Source organism: Halarchaeum sp. CBA1220 (assembly GCF_003721175.2).
Lineage (GTDB): Archaea > Halobacteriota > Halobacteria > Halobacteriales > Halobacteriaceae > Halarchaeum > Halarchaeum grantii.
In genome coordinates this window covers 185373-208793 of the sequence record NZ_CP054709.1, presented here as the reverse complement: position 1 = coordinate 208793, position 23421 = coordinate 185373, and the positions used below count along the sequence as shown (strand labels likewise).

Annotated in this window: 20 protein-coding genes, 1 tRNA gene and 1 pseudogene; 9 read left to right on the top strand and 13 right to left on the bottom strand. The window is 58.6% G+C overall.

Features of this window, described 5'->3' with window-relative positions:
- Nucleotides 1–163: 163 nt before the first annotated feature.
- Both EFA46_RS14295 and EFA46_RS14290 read left to right on the top strand, forming a co-directional pair.
- The gene (locus tag EFA46_RS14295) at nt 164–529 is read left to right on the top strand and encodes a nucleotidyltransferase domain-containing protein (RefSeq protein WP_176969905.1); all 366 of its coding nucleotides are present in this window, start codon (nt 164–166) and stop codon (nt 527–529) included.
- A complete protein-coding gene (locus tag EFA46_RS14290; RefSeq protein WP_255494157.1) occupies nt 522–914 on the top strand; it encodes a HEPN domain-containing protein in 393 nt (130 codons plus the stop codon). Before EFA46_RS14295 ends, EFA46_RS14290 begins: the two co-directional genes overlap by 8 nt.
- 157 nt (nt 915–1071) lie before the next feature.
- Here EFA46_RS14290 and EFA46_RS14285 read toward each other — a convergent pair whose 3' ends face one another.
- The 3 genes from EFA46_RS14285 to EFA46_RS14275 all read right to left on the bottom strand — a co-directional run bounded on the left by EFA46_RS14285 (nt 1072) and on the right by EFA46_RS14275 (nt 4706).
- The gene (locus EFA46_RS14285) at nt 1072–2253 is read right to left on the bottom strand and encodes a site-specific integrase (protein WP_123078671.1); all 1182 of its coding nucleotides are present in this window, start codon (nt 2251–2253) and stop codon (nt 1072–1074) included.
- 363 nt (nt 2254–2616) lie between these two features.
- A complete protein-coding gene (locus EFA46_RS14280; protein ID WP_123078669.1) occupies nt 2617–4293 on the bottom strand; it encodes a transposase in 1677 nt (558 codons plus the stop codon).
- Nucleotides 4294–4502: 209 nt separating this feature from the next.
- Nucleotides 4503–4706 (bottom strand): hypothetical protein, encoded by a 204-nt coding sequence (locus EFA46_RS14275; protein WP_148040713.1) that lies wholly within the window; start codon nt 4704–4706, stop codon nt 4503–4505.
- A 96-nt stretch (nt 4707–4802) separates the two neighbouring features.
- On the opposite strand from EFA46_RS14275, the gene EFA46_RS14270 reads away from it, so the two are divergent.
- Entirely contained in the window at nt 4803–5159 is a 357-nt protein-coding gene (locus tag EFA46_RS14270; protein ID WP_123078667.1) for a hypothetical protein, read from the top strand.
- Nucleotides 5156–5437 carry a hypothetical protein gene (locus EFA46_RS14265; protein WP_148040712.1) on the top strand — a complete coding sequence of 94 codons (282 nt, stop codon included), beginning with the start codon at nt 5156–5158 and terminating at the stop codon, nt 5435–5437. The genes EFA46_RS14270 and EFA46_RS14265 overlap by 4 nt, the downstream gene beginning before the upstream one ends.
- On the opposite strand, the gene EFA46_RS14260 is transcribed toward EFA46_RS14265, so the two are convergent.
- Entirely contained in the window at nt 5434–6174 is a 741-nt protein-coding gene (locus EFA46_RS14260; RefSeq protein ID WP_176969904.1) for a CPBP family intramembrane glutamic endopeptidase, read from the bottom strand. The genes EFA46_RS14265 and EFA46_RS14260 overlap by 4 nt on opposite strands.
- Nucleotides 6175–6352: 178 nt before the next feature.
- Here EFA46_RS14260 and EFA46_RS14255 point away from each other — a divergent pair, with 178 nt between their 5' ends.
- The 4 genes from EFA46_RS14255 (at nt 6353) to EFA46_RS14240 (ending at nt 13234) form a co-directional block, all read left to right on the top strand.
- Nucleotides 6353–8947 (top strand): heavy metal translocating P-type ATPase, encoded by a 2595-nt coding sequence (locus tag EFA46_RS14255; RefSeq protein WP_123078661.1) that lies wholly within the window; start codon nt 6353–6355, stop codon nt 8945–8947.
- 58 nt (nt 8948–9005) lie between these two features.
- A complete protein-coding gene (locus tag EFA46_RS14250) occupies nt 9006–9938 on the top strand; it encodes a cation diffusion facilitator family transporter (protein ID WP_123078659.1) in 933 nt (310 codons plus the stop codon).
- Nucleotides 9939–10017: 79 nt separating this feature from the next.
- Complete coding sequence (locus EFA46_RS14245; protein WP_123078657.1) at nt 10018–12354, top strand: heavy metal translocating P-type ATPase; 2337 nt, start codon at nt 10018–10020, stop codon at nt 12352–12354.
- Between the two features lie 58 nt (nt 12355–12412).
- Nucleotides 12413–13234 (top strand): IS5 family transposase, encoded by an 822-nt coding sequence (locus tag EFA46_RS14240; protein ID WP_123078655.1) that lies wholly within the window; start codon nt 12413–12415, stop codon nt 13232–13234.
- Nucleotides 13235–13277: 43 nt separating this feature from the next.
- Here the strand turns inward: EFA46_RS14240 and EFA46_RS14235 are convergent, their stop codons facing one another.
- From EFA46_RS14235 to EFA46_RS14220, 4 genes are all read right to left on the bottom strand, one after another.
- Entirely contained in the window at nt 13278–13886 is a 609-nt protein-coding gene (locus tag EFA46_RS14235; protein ID WP_123078653.1) for a GNAT family N-acetyltransferase, read from the bottom strand.
- 161 nt (nt 13887–14047) lie between these two features.
- The gene (locus EFA46_RS14230; RefSeq protein WP_123078651.1) at nt 14048–14440 is read right to left on the bottom strand and encodes an STAS/SEC14 domain-containing protein; all 393 of its coding nucleotides are present in this window, start codon (nt 14438–14440) and stop codon (nt 14048–14050) included.
- A gap of 263 nt (nt 14441–14703) precedes the next feature.
- Complete coding sequence (locus EFA46_RS14225) at nt 14704–15021, bottom strand: RPA12/RPB9/RPC11 RNA polymerase family protein (protein WP_123078649.1); 318 nt, start codon at nt 15019–15021, stop codon at nt 14704–14706.
- Between the two features lie 193 nt (nt 15022–15214).
- Nucleotides 15215–16477 carry an MFS transporter gene (locus tag EFA46_RS14220; RefSeq protein ID WP_123078647.1) on the bottom strand — a complete coding sequence of 421 codons (1263 nt, stop codon included), beginning with the start codon at nt 16475–16477 and terminating at the stop codon, nt 15215–15217.
- 677 nt (nt 16478–17154) lie between these two features.
- Here EFA46_RS14220 and EFA46_RS14215 point away from each other — a divergent pair.
- Complete coding sequence (locus EFA46_RS14215; protein WP_148040710.1) at nt 17155–17826, top strand: hypothetical protein; 672 nt, start codon at nt 17155–17157, stop codon at nt 17824–17826.
- Between the two features lie 737 nt (nt 17827–18563).
- Here the strand turns inward: EFA46_RS14215 and EFA46_RS14210 are convergent.
- The 5 genes and pseudogenes from EFA46_RS14210 to EFA46_RS14190 form a co-directional block, all read right to left on the bottom strand.
- Nucleotides 18564–18638 (bottom strand) — tRNA-Met (locus tag EFA46_RS14210).
- 116 nt (nt 18639–18754) lie between these two features.
- Nucleotides 18755–20671 (bottom strand): beta-CASP ribonuclease aCPSF1, encoded by a 1917-nt coding sequence (locus EFA46_RS14205; RefSeq protein WP_123078645.1) that lies wholly within the window; start codon nt 20669–20671, stop codon nt 18755–18757.
- A 238-nt stretch (nt 20672–20909) separates the two neighbouring features.
- Nucleotides 20910–21587 (bottom strand): annotated as a pseudogene (locus tag EFA46_RS14200) (IS6 family transposase).
- A 120-nt stretch (nt 21588–21707) separates the two neighbouring features.
- Complete coding sequence (locus EFA46_RS14195; protein WP_123078643.1) at nt 21708–22850, bottom strand: hypothetical protein; 1143 nt, start codon at nt 22848–22850, stop codon at nt 21708–21710.
- 80 nt (nt 22851–22930) lie between these two features.
- Complete coding sequence (locus tag EFA46_RS14190; RefSeq protein ID WP_255494156.1) at nt 22931–23383, bottom strand: hypothetical protein; 453 nt, start codon at nt 23381–23383, stop codon at nt 22931–22933.
- Nucleotides 23384–23421: the final 38 nt, after the last annotated feature.

The following is a 23421-nucleotide window of genomic DNA, read 5'->3' as shown; positions in this document are numbered from 1 at the left end:
GTCTGTCCCTGACAACACTACAAGTACTAAGAAAACAGACTGTACCGCTCTATTCACCCAGAATCATGCCCCTCGAATCACCAGACTACCAAGCGATCCGTTTTCTCCGTAATCAACGGCTGGTCGGGGAAAGATAATGACGACGGAGCGTGTACTCGGGCGTATGAGTAGCGAGACCGCGGACGAAGCGCTCCCGGACGGCGTCCACGAGGCGGCAGCGTCGGCGTTCGTCGAGCGTGCGCGGTCCGGCTACGGCGACGACTTCGCCGAACTGTACGTCTTCGGGTCGACTGTTCGTAGCGAGGCGAGCGGCCGATCGAGTGACGTCGACGTCCTCATCGTTCTACGCGACGACGTGAATCGCGACGCCGTCGCCGACTCCCTCCGAGATATCGCGTACGACGTAATGCTCGAGTACGGCCCACTTGTCGAGCTGCATATCCTCTCCGAATCGACGTTCGAGCGCTATCGTGACGAGGGGAACCCGTTCGTTCGGAACGTCGTCGACGAGGGGCGTGCGTATGCCTGACGACGACGCGCCCGGGGCGGCCGCAGTTGAGGACCAGCTCCGCCAAGCACGCCAAGCGCTCTCGGACGCCGAGGGCGCACGGAACGCGAACCTCTCCGACGCGGCCGTCATCAACCGCCTGTACTACGCCTGCTTTCACGCCGCACAGGCCGCACTCTACGACCGTGGGTTCGAACCGACAACCCACGGCGGTGTCCTCACGCTCTTCGGCTCCGAGATCGTCGGAGAAGGGGACGCGCCTCGTACAGATGGACGCGTCCTGAACAACCTCGGAGAACTTCGCCAACAGGCCGACTACGGCTACGGGACGATCGACTACCTCTGCACGGACCCGCCAATTCGTCGCCGAAATGGAGTACCCTCTGTCCCACGCTCACTTCGATGACTCGTCACGGGACGGGAGTGCTTGTGACAGCACTACAGGACACCGCACGCCGAGTCGGCAACCCGGACAGACGACGCTTGCAGCGTTTCAGTCCTGAAACCTCCCTCGACGCGAGGCTACCCATGTATGAAGCCCCGCCCTTTAGCGGGCGAGGATGTCATGCGGAGTCGTCTCCGTAGAGGAGGTCGTCGACGTCCTCGGAGAGGTCGGAGGTGTTGGCTTCAGTGTAGGATGCGTGGGTCGTCTCGATGCTTCGGTGCCGGAGGATGTTCTGGGCGTCTTCAGCCGAGAGTTCGGTGTACGCGCGGTGGCCGAGTCCTCGGCGGCCGCCGTGCGGTTTGAGGTACTCGCCGTCGACGGCGAGGCCGGCGTCCTCGCAGAGCTGGCGCATCACGCGGCGGGCGCCCTCGGTCGTGAGCGCTGGCGGCGCGACGTCGTACGCGCGGAGGACCTCGTCAATGTTGTCGGCGTTGTCGAGGAGTGCCTCAATCTCCTCGTCGTCGAACTCTCGGTCGGCGAGTGTCTGCCGGACGGCGCGGTACTTGCTCGTTGCGTCGGCGGTCGGGATCACGGGCCAGTCCTCGGAGGCGGGCTCGAGGACGCGCCGGTAGCGGGCGACCTTCTTCCGCGTCGTCGGCGGGAACTGCACGGTTTCGCGGTCGCGGGACTTCCCCAGGACACGGATGGCCCCGTCGCCGAGGTCACGCCACTGAATGCCGTTGCGGTCAGAGTCGCCCGAGACAGCGAAGAGTTCGGCGCCACGTGCGCCCGTGTCCGCGAGGAGGTAGGCGATGGCCCGATCGCGGAACGCCCGCTCGTGGTCGCGTGTGTCGTCGTCCAGGGCGTCGTGTGCCTCCGTGTCGACGTAGCGAAGCAGTGCCTCGCGAGCGTCAGCGGACCAGAACTGCTGGCCCTGCTCGACTTCCTCTGTGTCTTCCGGGAGTTCGTCTTTGACGCGGTCGGGCTGCATCGGGTTCGTGGCGAGGAGTTGCTCGCCGTCGACGCACCAGGAGAAGAACGCCCGGGCGATGTTGTAGTACGTGTGTGCGCTCGCGGCCGAGAACTCACGGTCCGTGTCGAAGGTGAGAGGGTGGGCCTCGCCGGCGACGCGATCGTGGAGGTACGTCTGTACCCAGCGTCGGCAGTCATCGTCGTCGACGGCCTCAACCGTCTCGACGTCGCGGTGGGCACGAAGCCAGGCGGCGAGTTCGCGGAGGACAGTCTCGGTGTTCTCCCGGTAGCGATCCGAGTCGATGCCGCGCAGGCGTCGGTCGATGGCGTCTTCGAGGCGCGTCCCCTGGGGTTCACGCCCGTCATCGCCGGTCTGAGTTGGAGCCACGTTCTGTGCCTACCCCCACGGTCGGCCACACAATAAATCTGGTTGGTCTTACTCCTCTAAGACAAACCAACAACGTTTCGCCCCCAATCCCGTGTTTTTGGCGAGTAACGGTGCTGTGAGCGCAGTATTGGGTATAGTAAATCATATATCGGTATACAGAATCTTCTCCATTTGGAAGTTGAGACTACACCGGGTTTAGCCGGCCTGTAATGCGCGGTCTCGGACGAATCGATGAGTGGAAACTGCTTCAGGTTACTCTCCAAACGGCCACTCTTGTTAGTATGCCTACTATATGATGGATTATCGGTCCCTTTCGGTAGCGTTGCCACTCAGACGGCGCTCTATCACGGGGAGAGTACCTTACTACCCGATTCCTGTCTCCTTCTTCAACAGCGTGAGCGTATTATCGGCAGTCACCATCGGTGATCGTTCGTATTCCCCGGTCAACTCGACTTGGACGAGTAGATCGACCGCTCGCCAAATCGAGTACAAGAGACACGCGAACGCGAAGTAGAAGAACCGCAGCCCGAAATCGGTCGAGGTTGTCGCGGCCATGAATCGCTTGATCGACCGATAGCCACTCTCAATCTCCCAGCGATATCCATATTCACTAAGGAAGCCCCCACCCCGGTTGGACATGAACACCGAGTACTGCCGGTGATCATCGTGTTCAGAGTTCTCCTTCCGACGGTAGATTAGCGTCGTCTCATGCCACTCGTTCTTCCCGAGATGGAGCTTCCGGTCGGTCTCGTACCGGTCTTGATCACGCTGGAGCAACCGCTTGGCCTGAGCTTTCTCACTCGTTTGCATCCGTTTCGGCACGACGTAGGAGAGCCCCCGCTGGCTGATCATCTCTAGAATGTGCTGACTATCAAACTCCCGGTCCATCAGCACGTTATCGACGTGGACGAGCTCTTCCGCCGAATCCAGCAAGTCCTCGACGATCTCCTTGCGTGATTCACCTTTCCGTACCGGACGGGCATCAAGGACAAGAGGGACTGCGTTGCCGACCAACTGGACTGTCGCCCACTGGTAGGCGTATTCGTCGTTCTTCTCCTTCGTCCCGATAATCTCGTCCTCGTGGCCCGTCCTATCGCCGGTAAAGGGATCGTCCTCAGTGATGTCGATCGCGACAATACCCGCTCGGAAGAACTCCTCTGTCTCCGCGAGCTCGTTGATGAGCTGTCGGAGTGCCTGTCGGTACATCTCGCGGATCTGCTCGATGGAGAGATCGCGAATCTGGTCGCGATGGCCGTGTCCGAGTGGTGTTCGATCACGCGTCGACTCGTGAATGAAGCTGCGAGCGCCCTCGTTGGCGGCCAAATTCTCACGGAGTCCCAAGTAGGTCTGTAAGCCCCAGTAAGCGTTCTCGGGAATCTCACAGCCCTCACCACGGTTGAGCGAGAACGCGGGGAATACAACGCGACTGACGTGCTTGGTAATCATCCCGGCCTTGTCGAGGAGGGCCTGGTCGGCAGGGTCCGATTCAGTAGCGTCGTCGCCTCGATCCGGGAGGTTTCGTTCTGGTTTGCGTGGTACAGCGACACCCGCGTTCTGCGCTTTGATCAAGATTAGTCGAGCCGCTTCCTGGATCGTCTCGCGGAGATCGCGCGTGAAACGCTCGTTCCATGTGCGCCACAGTGTCGATTGATCCGGAACCGTCCCCAACTCGAGGCGTTCACAAAGTTCGGGGTAGGTATCGAGGTACTCGACGAGAGGTGTTTCGTGCGTCCAGCCGTGGAGTTCTTTCAGCACGAACACGCGAAAGAGGGTATCCATCTCGTAGCATGTCGAACTCTCGTAGCAGTCGTGGGCTTCGAAGCGAAAGTAGGCCAGAGGAAGCTCGCAGACAAACTGTTCGAGTGAGTCATGATCAGGGTGCGTAAACCAGACACGTGAGACGACTCGAACGTCTGATTCTAACCCACCAAGTGAGGAGCGATCGTACAGCGGTGTCGAGTCATATTCGGGCCATTCGACGCGCTGCTGGTGTGCGATTCGTCGAAAGACGCTGCGTCGAGACTCGCGAGTCGCAGCCACTGCAGAAGAATAGCCCGGAGACGCTCAAGAGTCCGTCCAACCGACCAGTAGAGGAAGAGTTCTGTGCTCTGTTGGATCCCTCAATCGCGAACAGGACTGGTGCAGCTAATCGTTAGATATAGCTGATTTAATGACTTTCAACACGTGCCAGCGCCGCCTCCCCTTGACCTTATCCTGAACAACAGAGACAGAGATGCTGTTAAGATTGCTCAATGCGCCTCAGATCCAGTTCCTGTCGCGAAGGATACAATAAGACCGATGATGAGAACGCCAACAACGCCTAGAAGTCCCCGGATAACCAGTTTCACACTACCTGATTTTGCTGGGTCGGGGTACATGAGGAAGAGAACTGTGATTACGAATAGCAGTACAGTCATGAGACCGACACTGGCGTCTCCGAGAATTTTATTCATAGCCGTATTTTTGGAGATGAGTTATTATATCATTCGGATTCGAACGCTCAGTTGTGCGACCGGTCGGCTCTTATATCGGTCGTCCAAAGGGGGTGTATGGCTGAGAGTGGGCTTGCAGCAGGCTACCAACGATCGAGTCCATGGCCCGTCTTCCTTGCGCTTGGACTTGTCCTTTCCGAGGTTGGCGTCTTCCTTGCGGGTGTACTCCTCCCGGTCGCAGTCGGTGGACTCCTACTTCTTGAGGTGTGTATTATCGGAATCTTCAGAGAATCCGGGTATGCACGTACGCTCTCGCGCCCAGCCCTTGGAATTGGGAGTCTCTTCACAACGGCCGGACTCGTATTACTCGCGGCAACAACATATTGGGTACGCGGCGTTACAGTGCTCGCTGCTGGTGTCCTGGCAGTTATCGGTGCAATTGTGTGCTGGCTCTACGAGACACGTCGACTATGAGTGAGCGCGCCCCAACCCGATCCGGTTCTCATATCGTAATCGCGATGCTCATCGTCGCCATTCTTACAGCCGCTGGATTCGGATACGCGGTCGGTGCCTCCGTCCTTCAGAGCGCTGTTGAGAAAGGGATAGAGGCGACGCTTGGTCCGATATCGTTCGCACTCTCCCCATTCAACCTCTTCCTCTACGGGATGATTTCGGTCAGCATTGGGATGGCCGTCATACTGGGTATTGTGCTCTTCCTCTCGAAGTATGATACTGCGTCTCTGAGAGACTAGCCGAGAAGCACTGCGGGTGCTGAAGAGAGCGAGAAATACGCGACGCCGAATTGGACCGCGTTATACGTCGCATGAACAAGTGCTGGGACGGCGAGGTTCTCTGTATATTCGTAGAGGACACCGAGGACGAGTGCGATGAGGAACACACCACCGAGGTAGACGAGCTTTCCGTCGCCGGAGAGCGAAGAGACATGCAGAACTGCGAAGGTTGCACTCGCGATCGGGATCGCAACAGTCGGTGTGAACTCGCTACGGAGCCGTCCTTGGATGGCGCCACGGAAGAGCAATTCCTCGCCAGGCCCAACAAGGAGGTAGGAGAGCGGGATCATGAGGAGGAGGACGGCGGGGTTTTTGGCTGCCGTAGTCACGACTTGGTTTGTCGCCGAATCAAGCCCGAGGAAACTCGCCGTCATGGAGAGACCGACCCAAAGCGCGAGTGTCGCGACACTTCCAGCGACGATAATCGCGAGATCACGCCGCGATGGAACCGCTACCGGGAGTGGTGGAGATGTATTGCCAAGTCGGCTGTAGAGGAGCGCGACCCCCCCAAACGCAATACCTTGGAGAAGTGTGGCGCTAAGTACGAGTTGAATAGCGGGACGGTCAAAGACCGGAATACCAACAACAGTGAGGAGTCCGGCTCCCGTCGCGACGAGGAGTGTACCGACACCGAACCCAACAATAGCGAGTGCGATGGTGAGAGTCACCGATCGGACACGGTCCGAGATCGCATTCATACACAAAGATGTGCGTGGGCCGTAGAAATGCTGGTCGGTCTTGACCATCACTCTATTATATACGAATCAGTTCACCCATCTGGAATAATAATATAGGGAGTTAAATTGGCAATACAGCCCATATAGACCGTTTCAGTTAACAGGTGGATTAATAACTGTATGATGGTTATCTCCGAGTATGAGCGATCCACCAGCATCAGCACACGACCATAATCACGACGATGACGACCATGATCACGACCACGATCATGGCCACGAGCATGATGAGCCAGTGGCAGACCTGGTGAACGGAGAGGTAGTACAGTTGTCCGTTCCGGAGATGGACTGCCCGTCCTGTGCCGGGAAAGTCCGGAAGAGCGTGCAGCAACTCGACGCCGTTGAGACGGTCGACCCGCAGGTCACGACTGGTACCCTCACCGTCAGCTACGAGAAGGAGGGAACCACGCCAGAGGCCATCGCCGAGCGCGTCGAGAAGGCCGGCTATACCGTCGAATCTGGCGTCGGTGAGACGACCGAGACGTTCACCGTTCCGGAGATGGACTGCCCGTCCTGCGCGGGGAAGGTCGAGAACGCCCTCGAGGACGTCACTGGCGTCAGCACCTATCAAACCCAACCCACGACTGGGAAAGTCGTCGTCACGTACGACCAGGCGCACGTGTCGGCTGACGACGTGACACGGGCGATCGAGAGCGCTGGCTACGACGTCACTGAGACGACGGTCTCCAGGGGGGAAGGGAGTAGTGGACTGGCAGAGACTGACGGGGTCTGGCAGAGTGATCGCGCGACGAAGACATGGATTAGCGGTGGGTTTGTCGCGCTCGGCCTGCTCTTCGAATTCGTCCTGAGCGGCCAGAACTCTACGCTGATTACGGGGCCATTTACGCTCGCGCTCGCGGACGTCCTCTTCCTGATCGCAGTTTCGGTTGGTGGTCAGGAGATCATCGAGGGAGGGTATTACTCGCTGCGCAACCGGAATCTGGACATCGACCTGCTGATGTCCATCGCGATTACGGGGGCACTCGTCGTCAGTGTCGGCTTCGGCGAGGGGCTCTATATGGAGGCCGCGATGCTCGCCTTCCTCTTCAGCGTCGCCGAGCTTCTGGAGCGCTACTCGATGGACAAGGCCCGCAACTCCCTGCAGGAGCTGATGGACCTCTCCCCGGACGAAGCCACCGTCAAACGGGACGGCGAGGAGATGACGGTGCCCGTCGAGGACGTCCGCGTCGGCGACGTCGTCGTGGTCAAGCCCGGTGAGAAGATTCCGATGGACGGCGAGGTCAGCGTCGGCGAGAGCGCGGTCAATCAGGCGCCCATCACCGGCGAGTCCGTCCCCGTGGACAAGACGGATGGCGACGAGGTGTACGCCGGCACCATCAACGAGGAGGGCTACCTCGAAGTCCGAGTCACTTCCGAGGCTGGGGACAACACGCTCTCGCGCATCATCGAGATGGTCGAGGACGCACAGGCGAACAAGACCGAACGCGAGCAGTTCGTCGAGCGCTTCGCCGGCTACTACACCCCGGTCGTCGTCGCGTTCGCCGTCCTCGTCACGCTCGGCACGCCGTTCGTCCTCGGGGCGACCTGGGAGCAGTCCGTCGTCTACGGCCTCACCCTGCTCGTCCTCGCGTGCCCGTGCGCGTTCGTCATCTCGACGCCCGTCTCGGTGGTGTCGGGCATCACGAGCGCCGCGAAGAACGGCGTCCTCATCAAGGGCGGACAACACCTCGAGGCGATGGGCGACGTCGAGGCCGTCGCGCTCGACAAGACCGGCACGCTCACCAAGGGCGAACTCGCCGTGACGGACGTCATTCCGCTCAACGAGAACACCGAGGACGACGTCCTGCGGTGTGCGCGCGGCCTCGAGTCGCGCTCCGAACACCCCATCGGCGCAGCCATCGTCGACCACGCCGCGGAGAACGACGTCGGGAAGCGCTCGGTTTCCGAGTTCGAGAGTGTCACCGGGAAGGGCGTGCGCGCTGACCTCGACGGCGAGACGCACTACGCGGGCAAGCCGGGGTTCTTCGAGGAACTCGGCTTCGACCTCTCGCACGTCCACGCCGTCACCGACGGCGGGGTCGTCACGCAGACCAGCCAGCGCCTCTGCGAGCGGAACAACTGCCTCGACCTCCTCCAGGACACCATCCCCGACCTCCAATCCGAGGGGAAGACGGTGATTCTCGTCGGGACGGAGGACGAACTCGAAGGCGTCATCGCCGTCGCGGACGAAGTCCGCCCCGAAGCGCGTCGCGCCGTCGAGCGCCTGCACGACCTCGGCGTCGCGCACGTCGTGATGCTCACCGGCGACAACGAGCGTACTGCACGCGCCATCGCCGAGGAGGTCGGCGTTGATGAGTTCCGCGCGGAACTCCTCCCCGACGAGAAGGTCGAAGCCATCCAGGACCTCGACGGCGAGTACGACGGCGTCGCGATGGTTGGCGACGGCGTGAACGACGCGCCGGCGCTCGCAACGGCGACTGTCGGTGTCGCAATGGGTGCGGCCGGTACGGACACCGCCCTCGAGACGGCGGACATCGCGCTGATGAGCGACGACCTCGCACGCCTCCCCTATCTCTACGAACTGTCGCACGACGCGAACGGCGTCATCCGGCAGAATGTCTGGACGAGTCTCGGCGCGAAAGCCGCCCTCGCGCTCGCCGTGCCTTTTGGCCTCGTCCCCATCTGGGCGGCCGTCCTCGTCGGCGATGCCGGGATGACGCTCGGCGTCACCGGCAACGCGATGCGCCTCTCCCGAATCACCCCCGAGGACGACTAGAGCGCTCACCCAGTCGCACTACACTCTCACTGATGCGCTTCCACTCGTTCCCAAACTAATGGAGAGCCACAACCACGACACGACGACAGATTCAGACCACGACCACGGCGACGGCAACCATACCGAGCCGCGAAGTATACGTAAACTCGGCGTCGTCGCCGCGATTAACACGGCTGGCTTCGTCATCGAACTCGCCGGTGGTCTCCTGTTCGGATCGCTTGCACTCCTAAGCGACGCCGTCCACATGCTCTTCGATGCGCTGTCGTATCTGATGGCGTTTGCAGCCACCTATGTCGCCGACCGGTACGAGGAGCGCGATTTGTGGACGTACGGACTCCACCGACTCGAACCGTTCGCCGCCCTCCTCAACGGGGTGCTCCTCGTCCCGATGGCGCTCGTCATCCTCTACGAGTCCTACCAGCGATTCTACAACCCCGTCGACCTCGACCCGACGATGACCGTCCTCCTCGCCACGGGCGGCCTCGTCGTGAACGTCGCGTCCGTCGGCTACCTCCACGGCGACGAACTCAGCCTGAACGAACGCGGCGCGTTCTACCATCTGCTCGGCGATACCGGGGCGTCCGTCGCGGTCATCATCTCGACCGCCATCGTCGCCGTCTTCGAGATCCGCATGGTAGACCCGATCACGGCCGCGCTCATCGCTGTCGTCATCATCTGGTCAGCATACACCGTGTTGCGTGACAGCCTCGACCTCCTCCTCGAACGTAGCCCGATTCCGATCGCCGACCTGCAGGCATCCCTCATGTCGATCGAGAGCGTTGAGGCGGTCGAGGACTGCCACGTCTGGCAGGTCTGTAGTCGGCTTACCATCGGGACAGTTCGAGTCAAGGTCTCAGTCGATTCGCTCAATACCCAAGAGGAGCTACGGGCGACTATCCACGAGAGACTCCGAGACGCCGGCCTTGACCACGTCACTGTCGAACTCGTGAACGAAGCAACGACGCACCGCACAACTACCCATACACATTAGCGACCGTGACGCCCACCATGATACAGAGACATACCCCGCTAGCTCAGGCGCGTCTCCGTTCGGACTCTACGAGGCGACCGTGACTACGTGTTCGTTCTGCGGCCGCGAGATCGATAGCGAGCCGATTCGTGATAACGGGGAGGTGTTCTGCTCGCGTGGCTGCCAACAGGGGGAGACGAGAACCAGTGGCGCACACATCGAACACACTCCTGAGACAACGCAGCAGACTGACGGCGAGACGGCGTATTTCTCGATCAGCGGCATGCATACGCACGCATGCGAGTCGTATCTCGAGCGACGCGCTGTGACACTCGATGGCGTCAGCGGTGCGTCCGCGAGCTATACGGCCGAGATGATGCGCGTCAGCTACGACCCCGAGGCGGTTGAGCGTGACACCATCGAGGACACACTTTCTGCATGGGGATATCGAGCCTCTGCGCCCACACCAGAGGAAACACCCGCCGACCGGAACGACTTCGACTTCGACCATCTCCGCACGATTTTCTCCGTGATTGCCGTCGCACCCATCTACATCATCTATGCTGCCTTCTTCTACCCCGTCTATCTCGGACTCCTTCCGACCTCCTCACTCGATAATCACGCAATCGTTACTGGTCTCTACGGGCCTGTCGCGATGTTCACCACGATCACTATCTTCGGCGTCGGATTCCCCATCCTCCGGTCGGCCTACATCAGTCTCCACGAACGCCAGCTTACTGTCGACGTCCTCATCTCCATCACTGCGGTGAGCGCCTACGCGTACTCCATGGTCTCACTGCTCTATCTCGACCGTCTCTACCTCTTCTTCGATATCGCGACGGCGGTCATCGTTCTCACGACAATCGGGAATCACGCCCGTGCCCGATATAAACGCCAGGCGGTCGAAGACCTCACCGAGTTCGTCGACGAGACAGAGACCGCTGCACGCCGCCTCCTTGAGGACGGGACAACGACGATCGTCCCACCCGAGGACTGCACGACTGGGGATCGGCTTCTCGTCCGGCCGGGCGAACGAATCCCACTTGACGGCACGATCGTCGATGGCCGCGGAACGGTTAACGAGGCGCTCATCACTGGCGAGGCACGACCCCAGCGTAAAGTCGTCGGCGACACGGTCATCGGTGGCTCCATTGCCGCCGACGGCTCATTCGAAATCACGGTCGACGAGGGGGCGACGAGCACACTCGACCGACTCCGCGACCTCGTCTGGGATCTCCAGACCGAACAGTCCCCGGCCGAGCGGCTCACGAACCGTGTGACAGCAATCTACATCCCGGTTGTCTGTGTCTTCGCACTCGTCACACTCGGTGCGTGGACGGTTGCTGGCGCGCCAGCCGAACCCGCACTTCGGACGGCACTCACCGTGCTGATTATCGCCTGCCCCGTCTCCCTCAGCCTCGTCACACCACTCGCCGTCGGTCGTGGGCTCTCAACGGCTGCCGAGCGAGACGTCCCGGTTTTTGATCAGACGATCCTTGAACGGGTGACCGACGCAGACGTCATCGCGTTCGACAAGACCGGAACACTCACCACCGGCGAAATGCGTGTCGCCGCCGTCCACGCAGTTGAGGAGTGCGATAGTAAGGCGGTTCTTCGGCGGGCAGCGGCCGTCGAGTCACGTTCGAGCCACCCGATTGCCGCCGCAATCCGCGACCGTGCACCGGACCGCTCACAAGCGGTTACGTCGTTCGAACGGTACCGCTACGGTGTCGTGGCCGACGTGGACGCGTCGCGGACGGCCGTCGGAAACCCCGCACTCTTCGACGACCTCAACTGGAGCATTCCCGAAGCCATCCGTGACACAATCGACCGTGTCCGTGACCGTGGCGAGCTCCCAACGGTCGTCGGCTGGGAGGGGACCGCAACAGGCGTGATCACACTCGAAGATCAGCCCCGCGAGAAGTGGACGGAAACTGTCGCGGAGCTCGCGGCCGATGACCGACAGATCGTGGTCATCACGGGCGATGATTCACGCGTTGCACGGCAGTTCGAGGCACACCCGGACGTCTCCAAGGTCTACGCGGACGTCCCACCGGAAGCGAAAGAAGAGCTCGTCCGTCGCCTCCGCGATGAGGGTGTCGTCGCGATGGTGGGGGACGGGACGAACGACGCACCAGCGCTTGCCGCTGCTGATCTCGGTGTGGCGATGGTCTCCGGAAGTGACTTCACCGTGACTGTCGCGGACGCTCTCGTAACGGCCGACGATCTGACGCCGTTCCGCGATCTCTTCGGAATCGCGCGTGGGACACGGCGTCGCCTTCTCGAAAATCTCGGACTCGCGCTCACAGTGCCTGCTATCGGTGTCCCGCTCGCTGCCGTTGGGTTCGTCACACCGCTCGTCGCGACGACGCTAATGGCGACCGGAACCATACTCGTGCTCGCAAACAGCTACCGCCCCCTCACCAGCAACTTGTGATAAATCGGCTCTGTTGAAATCCTCGGAGGGTTACAGGTTCGCCCGGTAGTCTGACCGGATGCAGGCCCTCCCAAAGTCGCAGTTGCTTCGGTTCGTTGAGCAGGCATATCACTTGGCTCGGCGAGCTGTTGCCCGCTACTCGTCAAAGTTCTCGAAACGACGGTACACACTCCACAAGCACATCGTCTTGCTCCGTCTCAAGGTGCGGAAGAATACGACGTACCGGACGCTCCTTGACGAACTTATCGAGATGCCTCGCATTCGGAGCGCCCTTGGTCTTGAGGAACTCCCGTCTCCTTCGACGTTGTGTAAGGCGTTTAACTGGCTCGATATGGCGGTTTGGCGTGTGCTGCTCAACCTCTCGGTTACCCTCCTCCCGACCAACGGTGTCGTCGGTATCGATGCCTCTGGCTTTGACCGTAGTCACGCCTCGAAGCACTATACGAAGCGAACGAAGTTGACGATTCAGCAGTTGAAAGTCACGCTTCTCGTGGACACGAGAGCAAATGCTGTCCTCGACGTACACGTAACAACAACACGAAAACACGACTCGAAGATCGCGCCGTCGCTCATCAAGCGGAATACCGGGGAAGTAGCAGTTCTCCTCGGCGACAAGGGATACGATGATCAGAAGATTCGCGCATTAGCCCGTGAAACTGGTGTTCGTCCGCTCATCAAGCACCGCGAGTTCTCGTCTCTTCACAAAGCGTGGAATGCTCGGTTGGATGCCGATCTCTACGGTCAGCGCAGTCAAAACGAGACGGTAAACTCTCGCCTCAAACGAAAATATGGCGCATTCGTCCGCTCACGGCACTGGTGGAAGCAGTTCCGTGAACTCGTTGTCTGCTGTCTCACTCACAACATCGACAAGGCACTTTGAACGTTCAATAGAGGGAATCCACCTAATGCTCTTGCTCAACGGTTCACTCCTGTTCTCCGCGGCAGTTCTGTTCCCACTCCTGACGAGCAATACTGTATCGGACGGAGTCGCGTGGCTCTCCGTCGATAACGAGTTCATTACGGATTTGACCCTCTTTATGACCACCGAATCGCTCAACATATTTCTCAATGGCTTGCCGGGAGTTCGTGTTTTCAGGGTCGTGTGTAACCGTCACAATTTGGAGGTCGAGTCGGTCGAACGCGAGTTTGAGAAAACGAGCAGCTCGTTCTCCAGAGTACCCTCGTCTCCAGAAGGGCTTTCGGAGCCACGTCCCCAGTGTCGCCAGTTGACGGTCCCAATCTGGATGTATTCCAGCGAGACCGGCGAATTCGTTAGCGTGTTCGCCGTCTTTCGGTCGAATCACGTAGGTAGCGTTCTCTCCGTTCTCGAACTCCGTCCCACACTGCTCGACCCATTCGAACGCCGCTTTGGGGTGAGAGTATGAGTTCCACGTGACGTACTCGGTTATTTCGTCAATTCCGGGCGCTCCTTCTTGGACGTGAGTATAGAGTTCGTATGGGTCAAACTCATCCTGATGGAGCCGCTCGTAGCGTAGCCGTTCACTCTCCATCTCCACTGGAAACACTGGCATTATCACTACGATTCGAGGAGCAGTCAAAATCGATTTGTCATCCCACTGACAATATGTTCACCCACTTACGGAGTATCTGTTCTCCCCTGAATTTGGTCATGAAAACTGTCTCGGTCTGATGAATACCTTCAATAAGTACAGCGAAGAAAGTAGTCGTAGTGCTACGGACGGGCTGAACCGTTACGAATCCATTGCAAGGCGCTGTCGCGGTTGTCTAGTTGGAAGTATCGCATCTGGTCGGGAGCAACTGGCCAGACTGGCCGTATGGCTCGCCACTGGTGAAAGAGTAATTTTGCCCAGAACGAGTCTCCGACGCACGCATAGGAACGAATGTCGAACTCGGGTCCGTATCGAAGGTCTGGAAGAATCCCGTGCAGATGGGTGAGATACGTCGTTGCTGTCCAGTCGGGAACTTCCTCATACACTCGGATTGACCCATGTTGCTTCGTTCGTTCAATGAGCAGCGAGTAGAACTCCTCGTAGCCGTCAGCAGTACCATTCCCGACACGTACCGCAATGAGATCGTCCTCTGTCGCGTCCAGTATCTCAAACATCCTTAGTGAACGAAATCGAATAAATGTATCAAAGTTCCGGTGGTCGCTCGACGGATCAGTTCGCAGTCCCACCCAACAGCTGTTTCAGCAGGAAAGGTGTGGAATCGATAGGACTTCAACAGAGCCGATAAATCGGATAGCGGCAGAGCCGATCGGCACCGTGTGCATTGAGACAGCCAGTCTCAACTACTGACTAGATCGGGGTTGGGAGTCGGATATGTTCTATGCATAATTTAACCGGCGAGGGATCGCGAGATCCGCCGTCAAGACCCACGCCACTTGTGGTCGCACTCGACGCAGGTGAACAGCCGGACCTCGTAGGAGCCGCCTGGCTTCGGTATCATCTCGTAGTAGGCCCGGTCACTGTCGCAGTCGTCCGCCGGGCAAGACTCCTGAACGGTCTCGGTGGAGCCCTGGGTCGCGTCGGCCACGGCGGGTGCCCCGTCGTCTTGCTGTCTATCTTGGGTCTCCATCACCGCTTCCGCTTGCGAGTCTCGCGGCTCCTCGTTCTCACAGGAGTGGCATACCCACGTGTCGCCCTCCGTGTGCATCATCGAACCACACTCGTCACAGAATCGCATATAGCGTGAGAATATACGTTTGTCGAATATATGTATTAACTTCCAGTCCGTCGTGGTTTTCAGGCAGATACCGAGTCTGATTATACGATTTCATTCAGTCAAATACTGAAGAGCATGCGGTATGGGTCTCCCTTTCTCAGGCACAACATCCGTGACGAGCCACCTCACCCGTATCCGGACAGTACCACAGGCCCTACCACTCGGTGAGCGCGCTCCGTCCGTGGTCACGAACGAGCACAAGGAGGAACGTGAGGACTCCAGAGATAGCGGCGACACCACCAATGTAGAAGACCCAGTCCATTCCGACCGAGCCCATGAGCCATCCACCGAAGACCGGGGCGAGCAAGCTTCCCGGTCGCCAAACAAGGTCGCGGACACCGAAGCTTGCTGCGACACCGCTCTCCTCATCGCTACTCCCCTCGTCGGCAAATAACGCCATACTTGCGGGCTCACGGAAGGCCTCAGTAATCCCCAAGAAGGCATTCAGCACGAGAAGAGGGACGAACGCACTTGAGACGTAGCCAATATGCGGAATCGTTTCAGGAAGTCCGAACATCGTTCCAAGAGCGGGTGTGAACGGAACGACAAGTGCGACGACACCATATGCACTACCACCAATAAACACGAAGAGGGCACGCCCATATCGGTCGGAGAGCGACCCGAGAGTCGGTTGAAGAAGGAGGTTTGCGAGCTTCTCGGCGGTGACGACGAGGGTAACGGCGATCGGAACCATCTCGAGACCGCCCCGTGCGGCGACGACACCCGCAAACAAGGGCACCCACGTCCGAACGAGTGTCACTGCGACAGAGTACTGTGCCCGGAAGATGCTCAATGTCCGAATGCGACGGTTGAACGCTAGCCCGGAGAACGGGAAGCCACGGATAACCGCCTTATCCGGGCGAAGGAAGAAGACGATAGCGATGAACGTAGCGACGTACAGCACGACGAGGACCCAGAAGACCGGCTCGAAACCGACCCAGGGATAGAGAATGCCTGCTGTGAAGCTCCCCGCGATCGCGGCGGCGAATCGAGCAGCGTTGGACTTCCCGATCTTGTTCGCGCGCGTCTCGGGCGTCGCAAGCTCACCGACGTACGCAAGTGTCAGCAGGCTAAGTGCGACAACGACGACTCCCTGTAGCGCACGGATTCCGACTAGTGCTACGGGGGAAGTGACGAGGGTAAACAGCGCATAGACGACGGCGCCGACGCCAAGGGCTCCTAGGAGAACGAGACGCTTATCGTACCGGTCACCGGCCCATGCGAGCGGGACGACGGCGACGAGCTGTGCAGCAGTAAAGCCCGTATAGAACAGGCCAGTCATCAACCCCGAAGCTTGGAGTTGATTAACGTAATACGGAAGGAGGATGACGAGCGCCGAGAAGCCAAACCTCGCCGCAAAGCGAACGAGATAGAGCGCGAGGAATTGGCTTCGGTGCTCGGTCTCAGACTCAGTCACAGCTATTCACACAAGGAGTTGAGAAAAACGCGTTTCGCTTCCCGTTCGAAAATCCGCGTCGCCCCATAGGCGGGTTTCAATTCCAGTGTGTGAAGTACGAGTCGGAAGCGAGCGCGGACGACAATGCGGCGAAGAATATCGGTGTGTCCATTGAGGCCAACAGTCAGCTTGCCTCAAGGTCTGAACGGTGCCGCTGGGCGGCGGTTTTACACCCCATCCAGACGGTTCAAGCACGGTTTCATGGACAATCACCATCCTCCACGAGCGAACACATCAGGGTGAGCGAAGTCGGGAGAGTAGTCGACTCAGGAAGGATAATCTATCCCTGATACAGATAGGCGCGGTATCTCTGATTCTTCAAGAAGCGAGCTGTTGCTACCGTGTCTCCCCCGCATTCTCTGGATGAATAGACAGTCTTAAATGGGTGGGCCATAGTACGATATGGTAGCTAGGCGAGACGGCCTCTCCAGCCCTGCCCGATGACGTCTGTAAGACAGAGGGCGGTGCCCATTTCGACTGTAGTAGAGGAACTACTACACGAGAACGGCACCTGACTCAAGGCCTCGGGCTGGAGATCGAGCACCCTTCCAACGCTCTTCGCCACCTCTTCAGCCTCTTCAGGTCGTCAGCATGTGTCCTCGGAGATTAGCTGGCGTCTCTTCAGCCCAGCCTTTACAATGAAAGATACACAGACATCCAATGAGCAGCCCGACTCACCGCCTTCATCGGCCGGGGCGGAGCACAGCTTCACACAAGTAGCCCATCAGGCACTTCGCGACGCACGATATATTGAACGGCAGTTAGATGGGCCTGCTGACCAGATTATTATCGCAGCAGACGATCTAGACTATGCTTGGACGGTGACAATCGCCTTCCTCGCACAGCACGAAGTACGTGAACAGGCCGGCAGCAGCATCGTCACGACTGAACGAGATGCTGACACCATTGAACGGGACTTCGAACAATTTCTTCCAGACCTCCGGTTCGGGATTCTTGATCTCGATGCCGGCCAGCAATCACGGCCTTATCGAGACCCACCAGTACATACGCTCTCGAATACAGGGGATTTCACGTCGTTATTCCTCACGCTCGACCAGATCGACTCTGGGTTCAATGGTAACTCATCGCTTCTCGTCCATTCACTTGATGCCTTAGTGGCGGAGACATCCGTCGAGACTGTGACCCGCCTCCTCAAGCTCTTCGAGTGGAAGCACTCGGCAACTCCGCAGATATTCACACTCGACTTAGAGCGATGCTCAGATCGTTCTCTCGAGAACATCCGGTCAGTGGTCGATACACTCATCCGAATTGAAGGGGCCCCAGATGGAACGTGGATAACCGTTGAATAGACACTGACGACGATGGTGAAAGGGTTAGCGCCCTCAAAACTACGGTGGAGAAGTTAGTTTCGAGACGAAGGCATCAGCTGATGAGTTTCTGAGTCGACTTAACGAATTAAGGCCTCTGTGGAGGACTAGTGACCGGCGAACTCGAGTAAGTATTCAGCCCAGTTCTTACTTTCAGCTAGCTACCACTCGGGCGAGGCGATCTAATAAGTAGACACTGGGTCTACACATGGCAACGGTGATAGAATAATATATTGATAAAATAGACAACCCTGTACATCAAGTTAGACTGGTACATAAGAGAGTAGGTATCCATCCACAGAGATAGGACAAAGTAGGTACACAGACGGGATCAGCCAAGTAGAATTGCAAAAATGCTCCCTGTTTTCGATAGTGTATGAGAATGTACAATCCTGTACACTATGATTGAACAGATTTTAATACGCTGGATGTGTTACCTGAACCTGTTCGAGTAGTGGTTTCTCTGTGCCACTATTTACACCAATATCTTCGTAAAGTTGTCCGGGAACCAAGATAGCCACCCGTTTAAAAGAGGATCAATCTAACACAAGAGGGCAGAATGAAATTGCAGGACCACCAGATCCGCAAAAATATTCCTGGCTTCGCTCTACAGAGACCTCGTGACTACGATATCGCCGTAGAAACCGAAGAGACAGAATAGTATCTGAATTTCAGATTCTCACACGTGTGATAGCAGCTATGGCGAAATAGTGTCAAAATAGCGGGAGGTGGATTTGAACCACCGATCTCCGGGATATGAGCCCAGCGGAATCTCCGAGCTATCCTATCCCGCTATCGATAGACAAGACTCGCAGGGGAAAGAGCCTGTCGTTATCAAGACGGCGAGAATGTAGATGAGAGAACAGGATACACAGAGACGGTTGCTTAGCGAACACCCCGTACTACGAGCCTACTCGTCGAGGCGGAACGTCTCGGTATTCCGTGGTGTGTACGTCCGCATATCGAACTCTTGGTAGAGCCCAGAGGAGAGCTGGTCGGTAGATTCCTCGTCGCCGTGGACACAGAGTGCCTCTTCGGGGCGCGGATTCATCGTCCGGACAAAGTTCTCAAGGCCACGTCGGTCAGCGTGTCCGGAGAATCCGCTGACAGTCGAGACACCGAAACGCAGTGTCAACTGTTCGCTACGACTGCCACGATCGCTGAACGGAATCTCGCGACGTCCACTCTGAATGCTACGGCCGAGTGTGCCCTGTGCTTGGTAGCCGACGAAGATCAGTTCATTCTCGGGTTCACTACCGAGATATTCAAGCCAACCCATGATCGGGCCACCGGTAACCATCCCGGACGTTGAAAGGATGATACACTCATCGCCGTCGACGATGTCTTTTCGCATCTCTTCACCGCCGTCAACCTGCTGGAACTGCTCAGCGAGGAACGGGTTTTCGTCCTCGTGGAGAATACGATCGCGAAGGCCGTCGCGCAGGAACTCCGGATATGCCGTGTGAATAGCCGTCGCTTCGCGAATCATCCCGTCAAGATAAATCGGCATCGTGGGGAGTTTCCCCTCACGCATCGCCTCCTCGAGGACGAGCATCAACTCCTGAGAGCGCCCGACGGCGAACGCCGGAATAACGACTTTCCCGCCGTCCTCATACGTCTCGTTGATGATCTCGATGAGTTTGCGCTCGGAGTCCTCTTGGTCAGTCTGATAGTCGTTCCGTCCGCCGTAGGTCGACTCCATGACGAGCGTTTCGACGCGCGGGAAGTCGTTGACGGCGCCATTGAACAGACGAGTGTCGTCATAGTGGATGTCGCCGGAGAAGACGACGTTGTGGAAGCCGTCCCCGATGTGGAAGTGCGTTACTGCGGAGCCGAGAATGTGGCCGGCGTTGTGGAAGGTGAGCTTGATGTCCGGGGCGATATCTGTGACGTTCCCATACTCGACCGGAATCGTGTGTTTGAGCTCCTTCCGAACCATCCCGGAGTCGTAAGGTGGTGTCCTCCCCTCTTTGGCAGCGACGTCGAGATAGTCAAGTTGGAGAAGTCCCATGAGGTCCCGCGTCGCCTGTGTCGTGTATACTGGCCCATCGTAGCCGTACTTGAAGAGGAGCGGCAGAAGTGCGGAGTGGTCAAGATGGGCGTGTGTGAGGACAACCGCATCGAGCTCCGGAATCGGGTTTGCTTCCGGGAGTTGGAGGTAGGGAACTTCTCCCTCCGCGCCGGGTTTGTCCCCACAGTCGATGAGAACACGGGTCTCCGGTGTGCTGAGGATGAAGCTCGCACGCCCGACCTCGCGACAGCAGCCGAGTGTCGTGATCCGAACCCACTCCGTCTCGTGCATCTGCTCACGGTGTATCTGCTCGCCAGTCCGTTCAAGGAACTCGCGGCGTTCATCACGCTCCTGCATGAGGAAATTCCGGACGTTATCCACCGTCGAGGACTCCATCGGTGGTGTTCGAAGTACCTCTGGCGTCCAACCCACCTCTTGTTGGATCTCGCGAAGCGTCCGACCGTGACTTCCGATCACGAGGCCGGGTTTCTCAGCCTCAATGAGGACTTCACCTGTCTCCGGATAGAACTGAAGGTTCGTAATACCTGCATTCTCCGGGATGACTTCGAGAATACTGCCACGAGCATCCTCTGGGCTTGTCTGTGCCCCATCGGTTGGTCGAATTGTGATACGCTTCCGAAGTGTACTTGCAAGCCGGCCGAGAAGCCCATCTCGTTCCGCGAATTCTCTGGGCATCTCGGTATAGACGACCAGCTGTGGGCCTTCGAACGCTACTCTCGAAATTGAGAGGTCATTCGGGAGCTCATCTTCTAGCTCGGCACGGATTTCGTCGATTGGCGTCGAATCATCGGGCATAGTGTGATCTCAGGAGGAGACGCGGTTCGTACGGGAAGCATTGATAGCTCACGCAATGAGCCGCGTCGAAAGAATCAATCCGAGCGCCCAAGTGAGCAGTTCTGTCGAGAGAAATGCTCAATCCGAGAGTGATCTGACAACCAGATCAGAGCGAGCGGATGATTCAGCTAATTCAGGCTATCGGTTTGTGGCTATAAAAAACTCCCGACAATCGAGGAGTCGTGTTTAGTGGCACTGTCTAGTTCTGTCCTTCCTCAATCAGCGTCTTCCCGTCAAGAGCGTGGTGCGGTCTCTGGCGGTTGTAGTAGTGCATGAACTGTTCAAACCATTCGCGTGCGCTTGACCGACTTCTCACCCACGAGTTATGAAATCGGTCGATGCGCATTTTGAGGGTGTGAAACCACTTCTCGATGAGGTTTCGCTCAGCTAGGTTGATCCGACCGCTCAATCCTAATCGAGCAAGGGCAGTCCGATAGACGAATTGATCCACGAAAAATACAGTGTCTGAAAGGTCGTATTTCTCGTCGAGTCGATGCAGGAACGCAGCTGCCGAATCAGTACCATGCCGGCCAAACAACGCGACGTCGAGAATGAACGTCGTCTCGGAGTCTATTGCAGCGTACAACCAAGACCACTCGCCGTTAATCTTGACAGTGGTCTCGTCAGCCGCGACCCGCTTCGGCTGCGCCTCAGGCGGGTCGCATCCGCTGTCAGCAAGCCGATGAACTCAATCCCAAACAGCTCTATGCGAGCGTTCAACGCCTAATTCCGCTAAGATCGTTGTTGTCTCGCGGAGCGAACAACCGGTTTCGTGGAAACGGACGGCGACCGCCCTGACGGGCGTCGCCGTCCGCCCGTTCTCCCACGTTTCTTCTAAATCCGCATCAGAGCACTCGCTGAGCAGGTCTGCGAGCATCTTTGGACAAGAAACTCAACGATCTGCTCACTTCTCAAACGGACTCAACTAGACAGTGCCACGACGGAGCGCGTAGTCGAACGTGTGAGTAGTAAGACCGCGGCTGTTTAACGGGCGTATTCAGGGAGTTCTGTGGGAAAGCGCTGCCGAAAACCGGACGAGGTTACCGAGTAAGAGGACGATGCTACCGGTGAAAAAGAGAACACCGAGAGGAGACGCGACGTCGATGAAGAGCCAGTAGAAGGGCATCGCGGCGCTCGGTCCGAGTGCGACGACGGCAAGTTGGGAAAGGACAGGACCACAACAGCAACAGGCGTTTGGTGCGGCGATTGCTGCAGCACCCGCCGCGCCGTCGAAACCGACCGAACTCTGGCAGCGCCACTGATAGGCGACGATGGCACCGTTCAGCCCGACGAGAAGAGAGATGATGACAACGAGCGTGAGCATGCCAACGGAGAGATAGCCACCGAGCGGTAGTTGTGGGAACCAGAACTCGATCGCCGGCCAGTAGACCAGCGGGTCCTTCACGGGGAGGCCGTGAACGAACGACTGCGTCCAAGAGATGCCGACGCCGCTCGGATCGGGGAGAACGATGAGGATACCTGCAGAGAACATGAAAAAGACCGCTGTGAGGACACTGACTGCGCTGCCGAAGCGTCGCGTGACCGAGTCCGCATAGAGGAGTCGAATCGCGTGACGGCAGTCCCGCCATGCGACGTAGCCAACCGAGAAGACGAGGGTGGCGAAGAGCAGATAGCCGACGGGGTTGAACCCGGGTTGGAAGTCCCGAAGCAGAATCGGGTAGAGGAACCACCCACCGAGGAGGAGTCCGAGACCGGCGTAGCGTGGCTTCGTCGGCCAGCGCCACCGCCCGAGCGTGACGCTCGCGACGAGGACGGTCCCTCCGAGAGCGAGCCGAACGAGCGTGAGCGTCTCCGTCGTGAACGGTCGGGATGCCGTACTGAACGACGTAATCGGCGAGAGTTGGACCAGTGCGACGGCACCGATGACGGCGACAACGAGCCCGGAAAAGACGACTGCGAGGACGTGTGAGACGTGAACGGAGGGCCGGCGACGGCGGACGGTGACGGCACCCGCGATGACCAGTATACCGAGTACGAGTGGAATGAGTGCGTACCACTGCTCGACGCCGGGGAAGTAGGCCGCGCCGCCGTGTGCCGAGGCAACCGGAAGACCACAGAGGCCCCCGAGGAGGAGGGTGAGGCACACGAGCATTTTCCGGAGTGTGGTGGGGACCGACACTCGACTCGTCAAGCACGTGCGCTCCGTCAGCGATTCGTCCGCCGAGTGAGGGTGAGACGTAGTGGGAGGTGTTGACACGGTCAGTTGGTGGCTGCGGCTTCCGTTGCTGTGTGAGTACCCCGAGTCGCGTGTCGCCAGAGGACCGCAGTCGCGACGGCCAGCGAGCAGAGGACGAACAACGAGATGACGGTATGGAGGGCGACGTAGCCGAGTGCGGGGTCGGGGACGCCAGTGACGACGCCGAGCCACGCCTCGAACGGGAGGACAGCAGTCGCGGAGACGACGAGCCGCGTGGTGAGCCAGAAACCAGTGATGCGCCACCACGCAATCGCACTCGACGCAAGCATCAACAGGCCGGTGAGGAACGCGATGGCGCGATGTGACCATTCAGCGAGGATCTGCGCGGCGGTGTATTCTGCGGAGAGCGTCTCGACCGGATGAAAAATCGGTGCCCAAACGCCAGCACATTTCGGGAACCCCGCACCACAGGACATCCACCCTTGGAGGGCGACCGAGTAGACGGCCGCACCCATCAGAAGAATCGTCCCGGCAAGTGAGAGCGACACCAGCC